Annotated in this window: 14 protein-coding genes; 4 read left to right on the top strand and 10 right to left on the bottom strand. The window is 71.1% G+C overall.

All coding sequences use genetic code 11. The features are described 5' to 3' along the window. Positions 1-15: 15 nt before the first annotated feature. Positions 16-1,374 carry a phosphotransferase gene (locus ACFVSU_RS00120; protein ID WP_387136538.1) on the bottom strand — a complete coding sequence of 453 codons (1,359 nt, stop codon included), beginning with the start codon at positions 1,372-1,374 and terminating at the stop codon, positions 16-18. Positions 1,375-1,451: 77 nt separating this feature from the next. On the opposite strand from ACFVSU_RS00120, the gene nudC reads away from it, so the two are divergent. Both nudC and ACFVSU_RS00130 read left to right on the top strand, forming a co-directional pair. Further along, positions 1,452-2,366 (top strand): NAD(+) diphosphatase, encoded by a 915-nt coding sequence (gene nudC, locus ACFVSU_RS00125; protein ID WP_387136540.1) that lies wholly within the window; start codon positions 1,452-1,454, stop codon positions 2,364-2,366. Then, positions 2,363-4,135, top strand: coding sequence for an ATP-dependent helicase (locus ACFVSU_RS00130; RefSeq protein ID WP_387136542.1), 1,773 nt, complete (start codon positions 2,363-2,365; stop codon positions 4,133-4,135). Before nudC ends, ACFVSU_RS00130 begins: the two co-directional genes overlap by 4 nt. An 857-nt stretch (positions 4,136-4,992) precedes the next feature. On the opposite strand, the gene ACFVSU_RS00135 is transcribed toward ACFVSU_RS00130, so the two are convergent. Beyond that, on the bottom strand, positions 4,993-7,626 hold the full coding sequence (locus ACFVSU_RS00135; RefSeq protein ID WP_387136544.1) for a hypothetical protein: 2,634 nt from the start codon (positions 7,624-7,626) through the stop codon (positions 4,993-4,995). Between the two features lie 80 nt (positions 7,627-7,706). Then, on the bottom strand, positions 7,707-9,161 hold the full coding sequence (locus ACFVSU_RS00140; RefSeq protein ID WP_387136546.1) for a zinc-dependent metalloprotease: 1,455 nt from the start codon (positions 9,159-9,161) through the stop codon (positions 7,707-7,709). A 146-nt stretch (positions 9,162-9,307) separates the two neighbouring features. Between ACFVSU_RS00140 and ACFVSU_RS00145 the strand changes: the two genes are divergently transcribed. Both ACFVSU_RS00145 and ACFVSU_RS00150 read left to right on the top strand, forming a co-directional pair. Beyond that, positions 9,308-10,435 (top strand): PDZ domain-containing protein, encoded by a 1,128-nt coding sequence (locus ACFVSU_RS00145; RefSeq protein ID WP_387136548.1) that lies wholly within the window; start codon positions 9,308-9,310, stop codon positions 10,433-10,435. A 94-nt stretch (positions 10,436-10,529) separates the two neighbouring features. Then, positions 10,530-13,448: a UPF0182 family protein gene (locus ACFVSU_RS00150; protein WP_387136550.1), complete on the top strand. Its 2,919-nt coding sequence runs from the start codon at positions 10,530-10,532 to the stop codon at positions 13,446-13,448. 53 nt (positions 13,449-13,501) lie between these two features. Here the strand turns inward: ACFVSU_RS00150 and ACFVSU_RS00155 are convergent, their stop codons facing one another. Genes ACFVSU_RS00155 through idi form a run of 7 tightly spaced genes read right to left on the bottom strand, consistent with a single transcriptional unit; the run spans position 13,502 to position 19,111 of the window. Further along, entirely contained in the window at positions 13,502-14,395 is an 894-nt protein-coding gene (locus ACFVSU_RS00155; RefSeq protein ID WP_387136552.1) for a prenyltransferase, read from the bottom strand. Then, positions 14,392-14,715: a lycopene cyclase domain-containing protein gene (locus ACFVSU_RS00160; RefSeq protein WP_387136554.1), complete on the bottom strand. Its 324-nt coding sequence runs from the start codon at positions 14,713-14,715 to the stop codon at positions 14,392-14,394. Before ACFVSU_RS00160 ends, ACFVSU_RS00155 begins: the two co-directional genes overlap by 4 nt. Beyond that, on the bottom strand, positions 14,712-15,065 hold the full coding sequence (locus ACFVSU_RS00165; RefSeq protein WP_387136556.1) for a lycopene cyclase domain-containing protein: 354 nt from the start codon (positions 15,063-15,065) through the stop codon (positions 14,712-14,714). The genes ACFVSU_RS00160 and ACFVSU_RS00165 overlap by 4 nt, the downstream gene beginning before the upstream one ends. A 2-nt stretch (positions 15,066-15,067) precedes the next feature. After that, the gene (gene crtI / locus ACFVSU_RS00170; RefSeq protein ID WP_387136558.1) at positions 15,068-16,633 is read right to left on the bottom strand and encodes a phytoene desaturase family protein; all 1,566 of its coding nucleotides are present in this window, start codon (positions 16,631-16,633) and stop codon (positions 15,068-15,070) included. Beyond that, positions 16,630-17,511, bottom strand: a complete 882-nt coding sequence (locus ACFVSU_RS00175) for a phytoene/squalene synthase family protein (protein WP_387136560.1) — start codon at positions 17,509-17,511, stop codon at positions 16,630-16,632. Before ACFVSU_RS00175 ends, crtI begins: the two co-directional genes overlap by 4 nt. Then, entirely contained in the window at positions 17,508-18,563 is a 1,056-nt protein-coding gene (locus ACFVSU_RS00180) for a polyprenyl synthetase family protein (protein ID WP_387136562.1), read from the bottom strand. Before ACFVSU_RS00180 ends, ACFVSU_RS00175 begins: the two co-directional genes overlap by 4 nt. Next, complete coding sequence (idi, locus tag ACFVSU_RS00185; RefSeq protein ID WP_387136564.1) at positions 18,560-19,111, bottom strand: isopentenyl-diphosphate Delta-isomerase; 552 nt, start codon at positions 19,109-19,111, stop codon at positions 18,560-18,562. Before idi ends, ACFVSU_RS00180 begins: the two co-directional genes overlap by 4 nt. Positions 19,112-19,132 lie beyond the last annotated feature (21 nt).

Consider the following 19,132-nt stretch of genomic DNA (forward strand, 5'->3'; position numbering starts at 1 on the left):
TGTCGCGGCGTCGCCTCAGTCGGCCAGCCAGCGGCGCAGCGCCGCCTCGGATGCGCGCTCCGCCTCGGCCGCGGCATCCAGACCGCCGTCGCGGTCGTCGTCGCGGGAACCGGACCCGTTCGCGGCGGCCGTCGGCAGCGTGATGGGCGCGGTGGAGAGGTCGTCGTCCGGGTGGATCGCGGGCAGTTCCACCGCGGCCGGATCGAGATCGACGGGCCGGAAGGCGGCGAGCTCCTCGGCGGTGATCTCTTGCGTGTCGAAGGACTCCGGCGCGGGTGGCACCGGCCCCGTCTCGCGTCGCGCGTCATCCTCGTCGGCGACCCACTGCGCCAGCTCCTCGGGGTCGTACGCATCGGTCTGCATCGACGTGTCGATGGTCGGCGCGCCCGCGCCGGGCGTGCGCTCGAGCAGGGCGATCGCGTCGTCGACGTCGAGTGCGGCCGACGAGAGGATGTCGTCGCCGGCGACCCCGCCGGCGAGGGATTCGAGCAGTTCGACAGCGTCGGCGACGATGTCGTCGCGGTCGGCGTCGTGGCCGTGCACGAGCCACTTCGCGAACTCGAGCTCGGCGTAGAGGCGGGCGCGCTCGCGCGACCGGGCGTCGGGAGCGCGGCCGCTGCCGGCGACGTAGGCGGCGTAGACGTCATCCGCGGCGTCGGGGGCCGACGCGAGCCACTGCAGGTCGGTCGCGGGGTCACCGATCGACAGCCCGTGCCACTCGAGCAGCCCGGTCACGGTGGGAACGCCGTCGAGGTCCTCGAACAGGAACGAGGCGGCTCCCGCGCCGCCGAGCACGACGGCGGACTCGAAGCGCCACAGCTCGTCGGCGTCGACGGCCCGGTGCCAGCGCTCGGCGAGGCTCACCGGCAGCCGGCGGGTCGCGACGGCGCGTTCGATCATGCGCGTGACGTCGGCGCGCACCTGCTGCGGGGTGCGCGCCGGCAGACCCTCGCTCTTGACGATCGAATGCGGAAGCGCATGCAGCGCCGCCAGCGCGGCACCGAGCGAGGTCGCCGCGCCGCGTCCGGGCGGCAGGTGCGCCGCATCGACGCGGTAGCCGGGAAGGAAGTCGACGACGACGACACGCGTGTCGCCGAGGCCCGCCTCGCCGAGGAGCTCGGGAGCGCGGAAGGGGAGGAGGCCCCTCACGCCGGGGGTGAGCGCGCGCAGCGCGCGCACTTCCGCGGCGAGCTCGGGGGCGGACGAGGAATCGGCAGGGACGCGTACGACCACCCGCCGGCCATCGTCGAGATCGGCGACCGCCGCGTCGAATCGGCCGGCCGCTCCCTCGGTGAGGGCGCCGACTCCGACGACGCCGACCCGCGGGAGAGCCGACGTGACCGACGCGGCTAGAGTGAGGGGTGAGCGTGCCATGTGCCCAGGGTAGGTCGGTCGCGCTCGTCCGTCCCCGCGCCACGCCCGGCCCTGAACGACGAAGCGGAGCATGTTCGATGACGGCGCCCGACAGCACCAGCCTCAATCCGCTGGCGCACCCCGGACTCGATCGCGCTGCCGATGAGAGGCTGATTCCGGACCTCCTCGAGACGGCGAAGACGGATGCCGCGTCCCGCGTCCTCGTCGTGGTCGGCGACTCCGCACCGCTCGCCGCACCCGACGCCCTCGAATGGCGCACCCCCGCGGACGTGCCCGACGGGGCCGAGTGGGCGTTCCTCGGACGTGACGACGACGGCACAGCCCTGCTCGCCGCGGCGTTCGCGTCGCAGGACGACGATCTGTTCGCCGCCCCGGCGGGCTGGGCGGGCCTGCGGACGGTGGGCGCGCTGCTGTCGCCCCGCGACGCCGGTGCGTTCGTCGAGGCGCTGAGCCTCGGACGCTGGCTCGTCGACGCGCCGTTCTGCCCGGCGTGCGGCAACCGCACGATCCTCGGCGACGCGGGCTGGTCGCGCCGCTGCCCGAACTGCGGGCGGCAGCACTTTCCGCGCACCGATCCCGCGGTGATCGTCGCGATCACGAGCACGGCAGACCCGGATCTGCTGCTCCTCGGCTCGAACGCCCTGTGGGGTGCCGACCGGTTCTCGTGCTTCGCCGGCTTCGTCGAGGCCGGCGAGTCGCTCGAGGCCGCTGTGCGCCGCGAGGTGGCCGAGGAGTCCGGCATCGAGGTCGGAACGGTGACCTACCGCGGGTCCCAGGCGTGGCCGTACCCGCGCTCGCTCATGGTCGGCTTCCTCGCCGAGTCCCGCGACGATGCGGCGGCGCGTGCCGACGGCGAGGAGATCGCCGCGGTCCGCTGGTTCACGCGCGACGAGATCGGCCGGGCGCTCGCCGGCGAGGGCGACGTCGTGCTTCCCGGGCGGGCGTCCATCGCCCACCGGCTCATCGCCGACTGGCACGCGGAGCGGGCGTGAGCGCCCTCGCAGGGCTGGACGAGCATCAGCTCGAGGCGGCGACCGCCCTGCGCGGACCCGTCGCGGTGCTGGCCGGCGCCGGCACGGGCAAGACCCGCGTCATCACGCACCGCATCGCCCACGGCGTCGACACCGGCGCGTACTCGCCCGGACGCGTCATGGCGGTGACCTTCACGACCAAGGCCGCCGGTGAGATGCGAGGGCGTCTGCGCGCGATGGGCGTCGGCGGGGTGTCGGCCCGTACGTTCCACGCGGCCGCGCTCGCGCAGCTCAACTTCTTCTGGCCGACGCTCGCGGGGGACACCGCGCCGGGCATCGTCGACAACAAGGTGAGGATGCTCGCCCACGCGGCCGACGGAATCGGGCTCGCGCCCGACGTGGCGACGCTGCGCGACGTCGCTTCCGAGATCGAGTGGCGCAAGGTCTCGATGCTGAGCGTCGACGCGTACGCGGCGGCCCGCCCGAACGGCGTCGGTCGCCTCGGGGTCGAGCGTGTGGTGGCGCTGCAGCACGCCTACGAGAAGCTCAAGGACGAACGCCGCCAGCTCGATTTCGAGGACGTGCTGCTCGCCTGCGCCGGCATGCTCGAGGCCGAGCCCAAGGTCGCCAAGGCCGTTCGCGAGCAGTACCGCCACTTCACGGTCGACGAGTTCCAGGACGTCTCGCCCCTTCAGAACCGCCTGCTCGAACTGTGGCTGGGGGACCGCCGCGACCTCTGCGTCGTCGGCGACGCGAGCCAGACCATCTACTCGTTCGCCGGCGCCGATGCGGCGTACCTCCTCGATTTCCCCTCGCGCTTCGAAGGCGCCCGCGTCGTGCGCCTCGAGACGAACTATCGATCGGATGCCCCGATCCTGGCAGTCGCGAACGAGCTGATGCGAGGTCGTCCCGGGGCGCTGCACCTCTCAGCGCCCGCCGATCGCGACGCCGACGTCGAGTCGGCCCCCGTTCCGACGGTGACCGCGTTCGAAGACGACCGCGACGAGGCGCGCGCGGTGGCGGCGCGGATCAGCGCACAGATCGCCGACGGCGCGGACCCGCGCCACATCGCCGTGCTCTACCGCGCTCATGCGCAGTCCGCAGAGCTCGTCGCCGCCCTCTCCGACGCGGGGATCGCGACGACAGTCCTCGGCGGCCGCCGCTTCTTCGACATGCCCGAGGTGCGGCAGGCGGTCATGGAGCTGCGTGCGGCCTCCGTTGCACCCATCGAGAGCGGCTTGGTCGACACCGTGCGCGACATCCTGCGCTCGCGGGGCCTCACGGACGAGCCGCCGGAGGCCGGCGGCGCTCTCCGCGACGCGTGGGAGGCACGAGCGGCTCTGCTGCGCCTCGCGCAGGAGGCGCCCGAGGGGACCACGCTCCGCGCGTTCGCAGACGAACTCACCGCCCGGGCCAAGGCGCACGACGAGCCCGCGATGCGCACGGTGACACTGGCGACATTGCACGCGGCCAAAGGCCTGGAATGGGAGCACGTGCACCTCATCGGCGTCGCGGAGGGCCTTCTTCCGATCTCGTACGCCACGACGTTCGAGCAGGTCGACGAGGAGCGCCGCCTCGCTTACGTCGGCATCACGCGGGCTGGGCGAACGCTGTCGCTGTCGTGGGCCCGAGGCGTACGGGAGCGGCAGCCGTCGCGGTTCCTGCGAGAGATCGGCAACGGCACTCTGCGTGCGGGAGGTGCGACCTCACGTTCCGGTGCAGCGAGCCGGCGCGGAGGGTCACCGACCGCGTCCGGCCGGCCGAAGGGTTCCGCGCGCGCTCCGCGATGAGGCGTCCGGCCACCATCCCCGCCTCCCACAGCACCGAGGGCTCGCTCTCGACGGGGCGCCCGAGCAGCTGTGCAGCGACAGCGGGCCACGAGGGATCGCTGTCGCGACGGTGAGCCGCGACGCAGGCGAGGCATGCGCTGCGGCCGGGCTCCACGAAGGGTCCGACCTCCGCGCCCGAGCCGGTGAGTGCGATCGGCACGTGATCGACGTCGGCGGCCATGAGTGCGGCGGCCGCACCGGGCGCCACGACGCGATGCACAAGGAAGACGACGGCCGCAGCATCCGTGCCGTCGCCGATGCCGTCGAAGCGATGAGCGGCGTGGATGTCGTACCCCTCCGCGGCGAGCCCCGCGGCGACCGCGTCACGATGCCGGTCGGGCACCTCCTCGGCGCACTGGATCCTGACGCGGGGGCGCGCCGCGGCATCCGTCATGAGCGCTCGGCGGATACGCGACAGGAACCGCGACGCGGCGGACGCGTCCGGCGCACCGAGCGCCTGGGCGAAGGGGACCGCCGCGCCGTCGGGGATGCCGCGCTCGAGCTCGCGGAGCAGGCGCTGCTGCCAGGGGAGCGGGTCGTCGAGGACTGCGACCGGGTCGGCGCCGAACTGGATCGTCGAGTCGGTGCGCCACACCGGGGGATAGGAGGGGTCGAGTCGCAGCATGCGCCCGATCCTGTCGGAAATCCCGGGCCCGTAACGGGTTCCACAGGCCGCGGGGCGTCTTCTCGGCGCCGCGACGGCCTGGGGAGGAACCGACGAGGATGTCCGTGCCGAGCGCCGATGGAGGAGAGGACGTCGGGGCATCGACTACTTCGCGCGCGCTCTCAGAATCGTCCGCCCGACGCTGGATGGGGAGTCAGGGCTGACGCATCGCCTGCAGCGTCGCGGTGAACGAGACCCCTGGCGTGGCACGGTAATTGAGGTGCGTGGATGCCGCGATCACGTTGTCGCCCGCGCGCAACAGTGAGGCGGGCACCTGGATCACGAGCGGACTGGACGACGCGGCGGCCAAGCTCGGCGCCGCACTCGCATAGGTCGTCGCCGAGACCGCTCCCGCCGGCATGCGCAGACGCCCGACCTCGGTTCCGTTCACGTAGACGACGACTCCATCGTCGCCACGCACCGTCAGCGTGATCGCCGAGAGCGCCGCCGGGTCGGTGACAGTGAAACCAGTCCGGAAGGTCATGCTCAACGGGCGCTGCGAGGTGGGTGGAGGCACATCGACGACGGTCGCCACGCCCGTGCCGAACCCGAGCGGGGCGGCGCCCTGTCCCCACGTCGTGTCGTCGAACGTGGTGGAGGTCCATCCTGCCGGCCAGGCACCAGCCGCGTAGCGGAATCGCCATGACGCATTCGTCGCGACGAGAGTGACCGGCACGGGATCTGCCGCCGGGGGAGTGCTCACGGTGACCGTTGCAGCAGGGGAGCGGGAGCCGTCCGGGCCGATCGCTGTCACGGAGTAGGTCAGCGACGACCCGGCCGGGGCCGTGGAGTCGGTCACGCTGCCAGAGGATCCGGCTCCCTGCAGGGTGGGGCCACCGGTGCGGGCGACCTCGACACCTGCGACGTCGCCGCCCGGACCCGGCGACCACGAGACGACCACGGAGTGCGGACCCGTCGCGGTCGCCGTGACGACGGGCGGTCCGGGCGCAGCGGGTGGCGAAGGCAGCTGGACGGTGGCCGCGGCCGCTGACGATCGCCCGCCGGGGCCCACGGCGACGACGCTGTACGCGACGGATGAGCCCGGAGACAGACCGCTGTCCACGTACGACCCCGACGCTCCTGACGCAGTGACCGCGGTGCCACCGCCCCGCGAGATCTCGACGCCCGTCGTCGTCCCTCCACCGCCCGCCGACCAGTCGACGCGTGCGGAGGTCGGTGAGAGGGCCGTGGCCGAGATCGTGGGAGCGGCAGGCGGCTCCTCGGGCGGCTCCGATCCGGTGCGGCGCGCCGTCATGACGAGATCGAAGCTGCTGTCGGTGGTGCCGCGGTAGTTGACGTGCGCGGATGCGGCTATCGTGTTGGCGCCTTCCCGCAGCAGAGCTGCGGGCACCGTGAACACCGTCGGCGAGGCGGTCGCCGTGCTCGTGCTCCGCACCGCGCTCGCATACGTCGAACTCGTCGGGCTGGTCGACTGCAGGAACGCCGAACCCACGAGCGTGCCGTTCACCCACACCGCGACGCCGTCATCCGCTCGAGTCGTGACCTGCACCTGCGACAGCTCGTCCACATCGGCGAGCTGGACCGTCTGACGGAAGATCATCGCCCGCGCGCGCAGCGTCGTCGGCGGACCCAGATCGATGTTCGTCGCGACGCTCGAACCCCACCCGAGCGGCGCTCGCCCTGCCTGCCACGCGGCGTCGTCGAATCCGACGGTGTTCCAGGCGGTCGGCCAGCTGTCGACGGAGTTGCGCCATTTCCACGTCGAACCTCCGCGGACGAGCAGCTCGTCCTGGCCTGCGGAGAGGTCGACGGGAAGCGTGAAGCGGCTGCCGGCATCGGTCTCGTATTGCGCGAGGGTGGGGGAGTAGGTGTAGGCGTCGACTGTGCCGGCCGCAGTATTAAAGGTGTAGTACCGCAGCCAGCCGTTGCCGCCGTTCGCGCGACTCTGGTAATCCGACAGGATCTGATGGACGGGCTTGCCGCAGTCGTTGGCGTCGGTCCGCCGAGCCTCGCCGATGTCGCCGTCGTGCCAGTGCCCGTTGACCACCATGAAGATCGAGCAGTTCCTCGTGACGAACTCGTTCCACAGGGTGACAGCCGAAGTGGGCGTGACGTCCGTTCGGACGACGGAGGTCGAGCGGGTGCCGGCAGTGCTGATGAAGCCGTGTGTGGCGAGGATCACCTTGCGGTCCGGGTAGGCGTCGAGCACCTTCTGCGCCCACCGCATCGAGTAGCCCGGCGACTCGAACTCGAGGTTCAGGATCAGCAGGTCGACTCCGCCGACGGTGAGGAGGCTGAAGTTGTCCTTGTTCCTGCGGTCGATCTCATCCGGTCCGAACAGGTTCTGTCCGAGGTAACCGCCGTACGAGACCGACGCCGAGTTCCAGGCGGCGCCGGAGTACCTCGACGGCGGGAAATACGTGTCGAAGGTGCTGGACTCTCCTGTCGTGATGCTCATGTCGTGGTTGCCGGGCAGGACGGAGTTCGGGACGCCGGCGTCGTCGAGGATCTTCATGTACCGGCTCGCGCGCTCCCAGTGATTCACATTGGGCCACGACTCGACGAGGTCGCCGACCTGGATGACGAACTTCGTGTTCAGGGAGGCGCGGGAATCGACGATCCACTGCGTCTGCGCGCCCATCGTCGCCTCGTACGTCGAGGCGCCGGTGTAGCCCTGCGTGTCGGGCAGCACGACGATCGTGAAGGTCTCATCGGCGGCCGTCGCCGCCGGAGCCCCAAGTAGGCTCCCCGCGACGACCGCGAGCGCTGCAGCAGATGCTGTCAGCGCATACCGACGCGGTGCCGTTCCCATCCCCATGCGTGTCACCAGACTTCTTCGTCTGGGGCCTGCCTATACCCGAATCGGCGCCTCCGCAAGAGGTCGATTGCGCAGAGCGGGGACCAGTGTCAGACCGGCCGGTTGTCCTCGGGCGCGCTCCCGTCGCCACTGCCTGCGTCGCCAGTGCCGGCGTCGTCGTCGATCGCATCCGTGGTCTCGGCGTCCACCTGGCCCTCTGCTGGCTCCTCGCCCGCGAGGAGGCGTGCCAGCGCGTCGTCCATCTCGTCGCGCACCGGCTCCTCGCCGCGCGCGCGGGCCTCGAGGCGGGCGACGAGTGCCGCGGGATCGTCGATGTCGGACGCGCTCGGCATGAGGTCGGGGTAGTCCCACAGCGCGTCGCGCGCGCCCGGGCCGACGGCGTCCGTCACGGCGCGCCACATCGCGGCGGCCTCGCGCATGCGGCGCGGCCGGATCTCGAGGCCGACGAGGGAGCCCAGTGCACGCTCGGCGGGACCGCCGACGGCGCGGCGACGGCGAACGGCCTCTGAGATCCGCTGTGCCGAGGGGAGGCGCGAAGTCGCGTCTTCGGTGACGACCTCGACCCAGCCTTCGACCGTCGCGAGGAGGTTCTCCAGGCGGGCGAGTGCGGCCTCCTGGGCCTCGGAGCGGGCGGGCAGCAGCGCGCCGCTCTCGATCGCGCGGCGGAGCTCCTCGGGCTCGGACGGGTCGAAGCGCGTGGCGAGATCCTCCAGCGCGTCGGTGTCGACGTGCACGCCCCGCGCGAAATCGGTGACCTGCGAGATCACATGCAGGCGCAGCCAGCGCGCGTGACGGAAGAGGCGTGCGTGCGCGAGCTCGCGCGTCGCCACGTACAGCGCGAGCTGGTCTTCGGGCACCTCGAGGTCGCGCCCGAAGTCGGCGAAGTTCTGGGGAAGGATCGCGGCCTGGCCGTCGGGCATCAGCGGGATGCCGACGTCGCCGCCGCTCACGACCTCCTTGGACAGGTTGCCGACCACCTGGCCGAGCTGCGACGCGAAGAGCGAACCGCCGACCGTGCGCATGAGACGCCCGGCGCCCTGCACGAGCCCCTGCATGTCTTCGGGCGCCTGCTCGCTCAGCGCTGAGGTGAGCGCGTCTGCGATGCTCGTCGCGACCGGAGCGGCGAGCTCCTGCCAGACGGGCAGCGTGGCCTCGACCCAGGCGCCGCGCGTGAGCGTCGCCGGAGGAGCCGGCAGCTCCGCGATCGTGGTCGCCTCGCTCAGCCACAGCGTCGCCAGCGCGAACGCCTGGTCGAGGTCCGTGCGCTGACCCGCGGTCACACCCAGGCCCTCCTGGTTGGCGATGTGCAGCGCCTGGCGCTTCGCCATGTCCCACGAGATGCCGGTCTCATCGGCGCCCTCGAAGGCCCCCTGCAGCTGGCGCATGACGGCCTGCATCATCGCGGGGTCGATGTTCATGCCCGACAGCCGCGACAGCTGCTCGGGGTCGAAGTCGCCCGCCGCACCGCCGAACAGCTGGCGGATGAGTTCCTGGAAGTCGTCCTCGGGGCTGGGGTCGCCCCCGCCAGTGACGTCGTCTGCCACTTCAGCCGCCTTTCAGCCGGTCGATGAGGTTGCGTTCTACGCTAGTCCCAGCATCCGTCGCACTCCCCGGCAAGGACCCCGAACGCCTTACGCCGGTCGCGAACGACCAGGCGCATCACCGACAAGGCACGGAAGAGAGGTCCCGCGTGGCCCTGTTCGACGAGAACACGACGATCGAGCCCGCCGCACGGCCGCGGATGTCTCGCCGCACGCTGGCCGGGGTATGGGCGCTCGCCGTCGCGATGGTGGTTCTTCTCGTCATCACGTTCCTGCCGACCTCCTACGTCATCCAGCGCCCGGGGCCGGTGTACAACACGCTCGGAACGGCGCAGAACGCCGACGGCGAAGAGGTGCCCCTGATCTCGGTCGAGGGCGCCGAGACCTACCCGACGGACGGGTCGCTCGACCTCCTCACCGTGCAGGTTCAGGGCAATCGCGAGCACACGCCGTCGTGGTTCGAGCTGGCCATGGCGTGGTTCGACCCGAGCCGGGCCGTCATGCCGATCGACGCGATCTTCCCGGCTGACCAGACCACCGACGAGCGCAACGAGGAGAGCGCCCAGATGATGGTCGACTCCCAGCACGAGGCGACCGCCGCTGCTCTGACCGAGCTCGGCTACGACGTGGGCGGGACTCTGTCGGTCTACTCGGTCATCGACGGCGCCGCCGCTGAAGGGATCCTCGAGCAGGGCGACCTCATCCTCGAGGCGAACGGCGAGGAGCTCACGGATGTCTCGACGCTGCGCTCGGTCATCAATGAGGGGGAGGGCGCCCCTGTCGAGCTCCTCATCGAGCGTGACGGCGAGCAGCAGACGGTGGAGGTCACCCCGAAGGAGACCACCGACGACGCGGGGAAGACGACCTGGATCCTCGGGGTCAACCTCACGACGGACTATGACTTCCCGATCGACGTCACCATCCAGCTGAACAACGTCGGCGGTCCCAGCGCCGGCATGATGTTCGCGCTCGGGATCATCGACACGCTCACGCCGGGGGAGCTCAACGGCGGGCAGCAGGTCGCCGGCACGGGCACGATCACCGCCGACGGCGAGGTCGGGCCGATCGGAGGCATCCGTCAGAAGATGTGGGGCGCGCTGGATGCCGGCGCCCAGTGGTTCCTCGCCCCCGAGGCGAACTGCGACGAGGTCGTGGGTCACATCCCGGGAGATCTGCGCGTGTTCTCGGTCGAGGATCTGGACGATGCCCTGGCGGTGCTCGACGCGGTGAGCTCGGACGGCGATCTCGACGCGCTCCCGACCTGCACGCTCAAGTGACCGCGCGGATCGTGCCCGAAACGTTGCGAGTTTCTTAGAGTTCGCCCAGGGAGGACAAGGCGGGCGCCGAGAATCGCGCGCCTAGGATGGGAACGTGACCACGACCTCCGCGCCGACTCCGGCCACACCCTCCCGCACCCGACGCGTCATAGCCATCACCCTGGCGATCATCGCCGCGCTCGTGGTGGCCTTCTTCATCTTCGCCAGCCTCTACGCGGACTGGCTCTGGTACGACCAGCTCGGGTTCTCGGAGGTGCTGCTCACCCAGTGGGTCGCGCGCGTCGTGATGTTCGCGGTCGGCTTCCTCGGGATGGCGGTGCCCGTGTGGCTCTCCATCCAGCTCGCCTACCGGCTGCGCCCCGTCTACGCACGGCTGAGCTCGCAGCTCGACCGCTACCAGGAGGTCGTCGAGCCGCTGCGCAGGCTCGCGATGTGGGGCATCCCGATCTTCTTCGGCTTCTTCGCCGGCTTCGCTGCCTCGGCCCAGTGGGAGACCACCTGGCTGTGGTTCAACGGCGTCGCCACCAAGACGACCGACCCCGAGTTCGGGCTCGACACCGGCTTCTACATGTTCGCCATGCCGTTCTGGAGCTCGCTCATCGGCTTCGCCTCGGCGGTCCTGCTGATCTGCCTGCTCGTCACGGCGCTGGTCTCGTACCTCTACGGCTCGGTGCGCATCGGCCAGCGTGAGCTCCGCATCTCCAAGTCGGCGCGCATCCAGCTCGCGGTGACCGCGGGTCTGTACCTGCTGGTGCAGGGCGCGAGCCTGTGGCTCGACCGCTACAAGACCCTCGTCGAGCCCGGCGACCGCATCACCGGTCCCGGCTACACGGGCGTCAACGCGATCATCCCCGGCCAGACGATCCTCGCCTTCGCGGCCGTCATCGTCGCCATCCTGTTCTTCGTCACCGCGATCATCGGCCGCTGGCGCTACCCGCTCATCGCGACCGCCCTGCTCGTCGTGTCGGCGATCGTCGTCGGCGTCGGCTACCCGTGGGTGGTCAACACCTTCCAGGTCCAGCCGAACCGCTTCGCCCTCGAAGAGGACTACTACCAGCGCAACGTCGACATGACGCACGAGGCGTACGGCGTCGACAACCTCGACCAGCAGGACTTCACGGCCGTGACCGACGTCGAGGCCGGCCAGCTGCGCGACGACGCGGCCACCACCGCCCAGGTGCGCATCATGGACCCCGCGATCATCTCGCCGAACGTGCGCCAGCTCGAGCAGTACCGGTCCTACTACCAGTTCGCCGACCCGCTGGACGTCGACCGGTACGACATCGACGGCGTCTCGCAGGACACCGTGGTCTCGGTGCGCGAGCTGAACCTCGCGCAGCTCGGCAACGCCGCCGACTGGCAGAACTCCGCGGTCGTCTACACGCACGGCTACGGCCTCGTCGCCGCCAAGGGCAACGACCGCACGAACGAGGGCGACCCCGTGTTCCTCGAGCGCGGCATCCCCGCCTCGGGGTTCCTCTCCGACCAGGAGGACTTCCAGCCGCGGGTGTACTTCGGCGAGTACTCGCCGACGTACTCCATCGTCGGGGCTCCTTCCGGGTCCGAGCCGGTCGAACTCGACTACCCCTCGGGCGCGGACGGCTCCGGCGAGACCAAGACGACGTTCGAGGGCGAGGGCGGCCCGAGCCTCGGCAACGTCTTCAACAGGCTCATCTACGCGCTCAAGTTCCAGGCCGAGCAGATCCTGTTCTCCGACTACGTCAACGAGGACTCGCAGATCCTCTACGACCGCAACCCGCGCGAGCGCGTCCAGAAGGTCGCGCCCTACCTGACGCTCGACAACGACGCCTACCCGAGCGTCGTCGACGGACGCATCGTGTGGATCATCGACGGTTACACGCTGAGCGCGAACTACCCGTACTCCTCGACCGTCAGCCTCACCTCCGCGATCTCGGACTCGTCGAACCCGGCTCCGCGCTTCGCTCTCGATGACATCAACTACATCCGCAACTCGGTGAAGGCGACCGTCGACGCGTACGACGGCTCGGTCACGCTGTACGCGTGGGACGAGAGCGACCCGGTGCTGGAGTCGTGGCAGAAGGTCTACCCGTCGACGATCAAGCCGATCAGCGACATGTCGGCCGACCTGATCAGCCACGTGCGGTATCCGACCGATCTGTTCAAGGTGCAGCGCACGATCCTCGGGGTCTATCACGTCGATGATGCGCGCTCGTTCTACCAGAGCGACAACCGCTGGCAGACGCCGAACGACCCGCAGGAAGAGACGCAGCTCCAGCCGCCGTACTACCTGACGATGCAGATGCCCGACCAGGATCAGCCGACGTACTCGATGTTCACGTCGTTCATCCCCGCGGCGACGGCGGGCAACACCCGCAACGTCCTGATGGGCTACCTCGCGGTGGACTCGAACGCGGGCAGCGAAGCGGGCGTCAAGAGCAAGGACTACGGAAAGCTCCGGATGCTGGTGATCGACGCCGAGACGACGGTGCCCGGTCCCGGCCAGGTGCAGAACACGTTCAACTCGGATCCGCAGATCTCGGCGCAGATCAACCTGCTGAAACAGGGACAGTCCGAGGTGCTCAACGGCAACCTGCTCACCCTGCCGGTCGGTGGCGGTCTGCTGTACGTCCAGCCGGTGTTCGTACAGTCGTCGACGGGCACGAAGCTGCCGAAGCTCCAGAAGGTGCTGGTCTCGTTCGGCGACAAGATCGCCTTCGAGGACACCCTGAACGAGGCTCTCGACACCCTGTTCGGCGGTGATTCCGGAGCCGACGCGGGCGACACCGACGTCCAGCCGACGCCGGGCGCCACGCCGGCGCCGACTCCCGAGCCGACGCCGGGCGCCACGCCGGCGCCGACTCCCGAGCCGACCCCGACCGACGAGTACCAGGCGACGCTGCAGGACGCGCAGCAGGCGATGCTCGATCGCCAGGCGGCGCTCGAGAAGGGCGACTGGGCCGCGTACGGCGCGGCGGACGAGCGCCTGACCGCCGCGGTCGAGAAGCTCATCCAGCTCGGCGAGCAGCCGTAAGCCGAGAGCACGAAGGCCGGTCCCCGCGGGGGCCGGCCTTCGGCGTTCCTTGGCTATGCCGTGAGGATCGCGTACCAGATGAGCAGCAGCGTGACTGCGAAGCCCGAGAACTGGTTGAGCCACAGGAACCGGCGCCAGCCGGTGGTGGCGGCCGCCGCGTCGGCGTCGGCGATCGAGCGGTACGGCCACACCGTCACGAGGTAGGGCACGACGAGCACAGCCGCGAGCGGTCCCGGCCAGGTCGTCGCGAGCATCGCGAGCCCTGCCGCGGCGTAGCAGGCGAGGGAGAAGCGCACCGTCCAGCGTGCGCCGCGCGCCGTCGCGATCGATGCGATCCCCGCTTCGCGGTCGGCGACGACGTCCTGCACCGCTCCGAACGCGTGGGAGGCGATGCCCCACAGCGCGAACGCGCCGATGAGCGCCACGAGCGCAGGCGTCCATGTGGCTTCCGCCAGGACGAGCCCGTACACGGCGGGGGAGAAGAAATGGATGCTGCTGGTCACGGAGTCCAGGAACGGCTGCTCCTTCAGCCGCAGCGGCGGCGCGCTGTAGAACACGACGAAGAACAGGCTCGCGGCGAGGACGAGCCACGACACCGCGGACCCGATCGCCACGAGATAGGCCACGAACGGCAGGCACAGCAGCGCGGAGGACCACAGGGTCACGCGGTGCATCCGCCGATCGAGCACGGCACCGTGGGCGCCGCCCTTCCGCGGGTTGCGGAGGTCCGACTCGTAGTCGAACACGTCGTTGATGCCGTACATCGCGAGGTTGTACGGCACGAGGAAGAACAGCGTGCCCAGCACGAGGGTCAGATCCACCTCGCGCGTGGTCATGACATAGGCGGCGGCGAACGGGTACGCGGTGTTGATCCAGCTCACCGGCCGCGAGGCGATGAGCAGCTGCCGGGCGACGGTGCTCGCGCGAAGGGGCGCAGCAGTGGTCACGAGGCCACCTCCTCGCTACGCGAGCGCGACGGCCCGAGCAGCGTGAAGACCGCAGGTACGAGGAACGCCGCGCACACCGGGTAGGCGAAGTCCTCGATCGGGGCGAGACCGATGCGCACCCCCGAGATCAGCGTCTCGGGGTACGTGAAGAGCCCCGCGGCGATCATGATGTTGTCGAACACGGCGGTGAGCACGACCAGGATGCCGGCGGCGATGACGGATGCCGTCATCCTGCGCCCGAACGCCGGGCGGCGGGCTGTCAGCAGCACCACGATCGCGGTGATGACGACGAACGGCACGACGATGAGGGAGTAGGTCATCGGGTCGCCTCCGAGCGCGGGGACGCAGCATCCGTCCTCCGCCGGTCTGTCAGGCGCAGGGCGCCGGACCACGCGACGAGGGCCAGGTAACTCAGGAACGCGAGGAACACGGGCTCTTCGAGCGGGAGGTGGGGGGCGAGGTCGACGCCCAGCAGCAGGGCGCTGTCGCCCTTCACGAAGACGCCGGTGGCGATGCCGACGGCGTCCCACGCGAGGAAGAACGCGGTGCCGATGCCCACCGCGAGAGCAGTGCGTCCCGGCGCCTGCCACGCCGCGAGGCGCCAGCGCCGGTCGATCAGCAGCACGCCCACCGCGGAGACGAGGATGGCGGCGAGGTAGAGCCCCGGCACCGTCACACCCTCGCCGGCTCTGCGAGGGGACCGGGGGAGCGATCCCCTCGCAGACGCTTGACGACGAGCTCGGCCGAGATGAGGCACATCGGCAGGCCGATGCCCGGCAGGGTGGAGGCGCCGACGTACGCCAGGCCCTCGACCTCGCGCGACGCGTTCCGGGGCCGGAAGACCGCGCTCTGACCCAGCGTGTGCGCGAGGCCCAGCGCGTTGCCGCGCCAGGCGCCGAAGTCGTCGGCGAAGTCGCCGGGGGCGACCGTACGGCGCACCACGATGCGCTCCGCCAGGTCGGAGATGCCGCACCACTCGGCGATCTGCGCGATCACCACGTCGGCCGCCGCCTCGATCGCCGCGTCGCCTCCGCCGTCGATGCCCCCGTGCCCCAGCTGGGGGTCTGCGGGCACGGGGACGAGCACGAAGAGATTCTCGTGCTCCGGCGGCGCCACGCTGGGGTCCGTGGCGCTGGGACGGCAGATGTAGAGCGAGGCGGGGGCGGGGATGCGCGGGCGGGCGCCGAAGATGTCGGTGAAGTTCGCGCGCCACTCCCGGGCGAACAGCAGCGTGTGGTGGGCGAGCTCCGGGAGCCGGCCCTCGACGCCGAGCATCACCAGCAGCGCGCCGGGGCTCGGCGTGCGCGAGCGCCACCACTCCTCGGGATACGTCTGCTCGGCGCGGGGGAGCAGCCGGGTCTCGGTGTGGTGCAGGTCGGCGCCCGACACCACGAGGTCGGCCGGCACGCGGTGTCCGCCGGCGAGTTCGACGCCGGTCGCGACGCCGGCCTCCGTGGTGATCGCGGTGACCCGCGCGCCGGTCTCGATCGCGACTCCGGATGCCTCGGCCAGGCGCGCGATCGCGCCCACGAGCTCGGTGAACCCGCCGCGCGGGTAGAGCACGCGATCGCCCAGGTCGAGGTGGCTCATGAGGTGGTACAGACTTGGCACGCCGTAGGGCGATCCTCCGAGGAAGACGGCGGGGTACTCGAGGATCTGACGCAGTCGCGGATCGGTGAACCGACGCTCGACATGGCGGGCGAGGCTGCGCGTCAGGAGGGGCGCGAGCCGCGGCATCCGTTTCAGCAGTGCCGGGTCTCGAAGGCCCGCGGTCGTCTCATAGGTGTCGTAGAGGAACCGCGAGACCGCGAGCTCGTAGGCGTCGGCGGCGGAGTCAAGGTACGCGTCGAGGCGGGCGCCCGCGCCGGGCTCGACGCTTTCGAAGAGCGCGGTGGCCTCGGCGCGGCCGGAGCGCACGTCGAGCGGGGAGAGGCCCGTCGACGGATCCGAGTACACCCGGTACGCCGGATCCAGCGGCACGAGGTCGAGTTCGCGCTCCGCCGTCGTGCCGAGCAGCCGGAAGAAGTGGTCGAACACCTCGGGCATGAGGTACCAGCTGGGGCCCGTGTCGAACCGGAACCCGTCGCGCTCCCACGACCCGGCGCGCCCGCCGAGTTCGTCGCGCGCCTCGAACACGGTCGTGTCCCAGCCTTCGGACGCCAGCAGCGCCGCCGCAGCGAGTCCGCCGACGCCGCCGCCGATGACGACCGCGCGGCGCTGTCCGTCGACGAGCGTCATGCGCGCACCTCCCGTGGAGCGAAGCCCAAGAGCGCGCGAGCCGCGAGGCGCGCCTTCACGGCGTCGGGCACGCGCACCCGCTCCTCGGATCCGTCGCACGCGCGCAGGCGCACGGCGAGCTCGGCGAAGAGGTCGTGCGCGGCGGTCACCGCGCGGCGGCAGTCGGCGGGAAGCGCCGGGATGGCGCTCGCTGCGACGGCCAGGTCGCGGTCGATGCGATCGAGCACCGCGGCGCGCTCCCCGTCGGCCGAGGACAGGCCGAGGTAGTCGCGTCCGAGCACGGCCTCGTCGTGGTGGAGGTCGCGCAGGAAGTTGACGTCCTGGAAGGCGGCGCCGAGGCGCCGGGCGCCGTCGACGAGCTCGGGAGAGGGTGCGACCGGATCTTGCGCCCCGGCGTTGACGAACACCTGCAGGCACATCAACCCGACGACCTCTGCCGAGCCGTACACGTAGGCGTCGTGGGAGGCCGCGTCGTGGCTGCGCGTGCCGAGGTCGGTGCGCATGGAGGCGAAGAAGGGACGCACGAGATCCTCGCCGATGCCGCATTCCCGCGCCGTCCCGGCGAACGCGTGGACCACGAGGTTGGAGCTGAAGCCGCGCGCGATCGCCGCGAGCGTCTCGCGTTCGAGCTGGTCGAGGATCTCGCCGGCGACCTCCGGAGGCAGCCCGGCCTCTTCGGCCGGGCCGTCGACGATCTCGTCCGCGATGCGCACCAGCGCGTAGACGTTGCGCACATGCGGTCGCGGTCGCGGCCCGAGCAGCCGGCACGCGAGCCCGAAAGACGTCGAGTACCGCGCGATCACGGTCGCCGCAGCATCCGCCGCGGCCTGATCGTAGAGGGCGAGTCCCGTGGGGGTCGCGGTGCGCACGGTGCTCATGGGATCCGTCCTTCGATGCCGTCGGCGAGCGTGCGCAGGAGTGCGCCGGCCCGATCGGGGAGCGCGGGATCGTGCGACGCCGCCCGCACGGCGGACAGCGTCTCCTCGATGAGTCGCACCAGGCGCTGCCGCGCCCCGGTCTCCTCCAGCACGACCTGCGCGTCGCGCACGGCGACGGGGCCGGTGCGCGCGAGGGCGAGCGCCTCGTCGACTCGCGGCGCGGCGCCCGACTCACGGGCCAGCGCGACGAGCGGGGTGCGCTTGTTCTCGCGGAGATCGGGCCCGGTGTCGCGCCCCGTCTGCGCCGTGGTCCCGAATGCGCCGATGAGGTCGTCGACGAGCTGGAAGGCGAGCCCGAGGCGCCCGCCTGCCTCGCCGAGCACGCGCAGAGCGTCGCCGTCGGCGCCCCCGAGGAGCGCGCCCGCCTGGAGCGGCGCGCGGAACGTGTACACCGCGGTCTTGTTGAACGCCGTATCGAGCGTCGAGAGGCGGGACGGATGCCGCGCCGCGACGCTGTTCTCGACGTCGGCGAGTTCGCCGGCCGCCGAGATCAGGACGGCGTCGTCGAGCAGGGTCAGGAGCCGGTCCCGCGTCGCGTCGTCGGTGGGGGCCATCGCGACCAGGCGGAAGGCCTCGTGGAGCAGGATGTCGCCGGCCAGGATGGCGGCGGCGTCGCCCACCAGCGCCGCCCCGTCGGGGTCGGCGCCGTCGTCCTCTGCCCGCTGCCGGAACTCGCCGCCGATGTTGGGCACGCCGCGCCGCATCGTGTCGTGGTCGATCACGTCGTCGTGCACGACGAACGCCGTGTGCAGCAGTTCGAAGGCGGCCGCGACCGAGAGCACGGCGGACATGTCGGCGTCGCCGGTGCGGAACGCGTCGAAGGACGCCGTGACGAGGGCGGGACGCAGACGCTTCCCGCCCTGCGCCGCACGGGTGATCGCGTCGCCCAGGGCGCCGAACGCGGGGCCCAGCTCCGACGCGCGCTCGCGGATGCGCGCGAGCGCCCCGTCGATCGCGATCCGCAGGTTGGGGTCGGCTGCCGCGGGGATCATGACGCGCGTCTCTCGCGCGTCGGCGTCTCGAACAGGTGGAGCTGCTGAGCCTGGAGCACCAGCCACGGGCTGAACGCCCACGGGGTCGCCTCGAGCGAGACGGCGAGCGCCTCGGGTTCGACCCACTGCGCGTCGACCACTTCGAGCGGGTTGAGCACGGGCTCGTCGTCGGTATAGGCGGTATAGACCGGGCACACCTCGTGCTCGACGATGCCGTTGGCATCGGTGGCGCGGTACCGGAACAGCGGGAGAGCGACGGTGAGGGCGGTCAGCGTGAGCCCGAGTTCGAAGTCCGCGTGGCGACGGACCGCCGCGAGCACCGGCTCGGCAGGGCGCGGATGCCCGCAGAACGAGTTGGTCCAGACACCGGGCCACGTGCGCTTCGTGAGCGCCCGGCGGGTGATGAGCACCTGGCCCTCGCTGTTGAGCACGTGGCAGGAGAATGCGAGATGCAGGGCGGTATCGGGACCGTGGACGCTGGATTTCGGGGCCGTGCCGATGGCGCGGCCGTCGTCGTCGAGCAGGACGACGTGGTCGGTGTCGGGCATCGCATCATTCCTCTCAGATTG

Origin of the sequence: Microbacterium sp. NPDC058062, from assembly GCF_042885375.1 — a bacterium.
Taxonomy (GTDB): Bacteria; Actinomycetota; Actinomycetes; order Actinomycetales; family Microbacteriaceae; genus Microbacterium; species Microbacterium trichothecenolyticum_C.